Origin of the sequence: Microcystis sp. M53602_WE12 (genome assembly GCF_030065455.1) — a bacterium.
In the GTDB taxonomy this organism is placed as follows: domain Bacteria; phylum Cyanobacteriota; class Cyanobacteriia; order Cyanobacteriales; family Microcystaceae; genus Microcystis; species Microcystis aeruginosa.
In genome coordinates this window covers 1-1,381 of sequence record NZ_JASJFB010000777.1, presented here as the reverse complement: position 1 = coordinate 1,381, position 1,381 = coordinate 1, and the positions used below count along the sequence as shown (strand labels likewise).

2 protein-coding genes are annotated in these 1,381 nt (G+C 44.1%); both read right to left on the bottom strand.

Annotation, left to right across the window (positions count from 1 at the left end):
- Window positions 1-284 precede the first annotated feature (284 nt).
- The gene (locus PX482_RS28200) at window positions 285-431 is read right to left on the bottom strand and encodes a hypothetical protein (protein ID WP_002757808.1); all 147 of its coding nucleotides are present in this window, start codon (window positions 429-431) and stop codon (window positions 285-287) included.
- Between the two features lie 37 nt (window positions 432-468).
- Window positions 469-936 carry a DUF29 domain-containing protein gene (locus tag PX482_RS23920; protein WP_072926654.1) on the bottom strand — a complete coding sequence of 156 codons (468 nt, stop codon included), beginning with the start codon at window positions 934-936 and terminating at the stop codon, window positions 469-471.
- Between the last annotated feature and the right edge of the window lie 445 nt (window positions 937-1,381).

Below are 1,381 nucleotides of genomic sequence, written 5' to 3'. Positions count from 1 at the left end.
GGTTCTTCGTTACTTGGTATGGTTCGATAGGGGGGCATAAATCGACTAAATCCTTATCTGGTAAGAGACTTAATTGATTAGTTGGCTCTAGAGCAAAAACAATTGACAAAAATCGCTAAGTGCCTTTCTCTATAAGGGTTCCATCCCTTATAACCCCCGTCCATTGCATAACACAAACCGAAGAGCCGTTTTCCTTCTTGATAATTCTGATAAGCAAGTCGAGCTTGCCATAATACTGATTGCACTTGGCGGGCAAAATCCCGATTGCCCTGAAAGCGACTCTGTCAGAGAGCTTTTAATTCTCGTTCTAGGTGGGCTAAACACTTCTGCTTGGCGCCTGCTCCTTGTAGCGAGTAGGCACTGAAACAGTCGCTACGTTCATCTTTTTCTTCCCCTCCCGACTCCTGACTCCTGACTCCTAACCCCACCAATAAACTTTTTGCCGCAAACCCTAACTATTTCCTCTAGTCAATTGCCATAAAAGTTCTCATCTAAGATTTGCTCTGGCAAGAAAGGACAAATTTTAGGATAATCATTTTCTGGGGGAATCCGAACACCAAATTGAGCAAGTTTCCCTTCCTTAATTGCCACTTGACGAGCATCTGGATAAGCTTCCTCGATAGCAGTTTCTAGATAGGATTTCAGGGAAGGCGTATTGCGTAAGTTTTTCTCAATTCGCTGGCGATGCTCAATAATAGAACAATACCAGCTATCTTTCATGGATGGCGGTGCGTTGTGCTGTACTTTTAATTTGAGCAAATGAGCCAAAAGAATCATCAAATTACTTTCTAAAGTTCTTTTTTCCGATTTTCCCAACTCGGTTAACTCCTCAATTAAGTTATCAGTATCCAGCGCAGCAAATTCCCGCTTCTGTAGATGGCTAATTGTTGTTGCGAGCCACAATTGAAAATCTTGTTCGTAGAGAGTCTTGGACATAGCGATAAGTTATTCGTTCGAGTCAATAACTGCACTGATAAGTAGTTGGACAAAAGTAAAGTTAACTGTGGGGTAAGGAGTCAGTAGCCGGTCGTCAGGAGTCGGTCGTCAGTCAGAATTGTGGCAATTTACATTTATTAAGATAGACAACAGAATTTATGTCCGACTACTTAACTAAGCGGATACAATTCTCAAGGCGTTACTAATTTCTAGCTTCCCTTGTAGTTTACCAAAAAATCACCTAAAATGGAAACTAAGTAGGTAGGCGTTAAAAATTATCAGATGCCCCCCTTATCAAGGGGGGACTAAGGGGGGATCGGCACCCCCCTTATCAAGGGGGGACTAAGGGGGGATCGGCACCCCCCTTATCAAGGGGGGACTAAGGGGGGATCGGCACCCCCCTTATCAAGGGGGGGACTAAGGGGGGATCGGCACCCCCCTTATC

Excerpts from the sequence above, each read along its gene's own strand:
- PX482_RS23920 (WP_072926654.1), bottom strand. The coding sequence starts at position 936 with ATGTCCAAGACTCTCTACGAACAAGATTTTCAATTGTGGCTCGCAACA.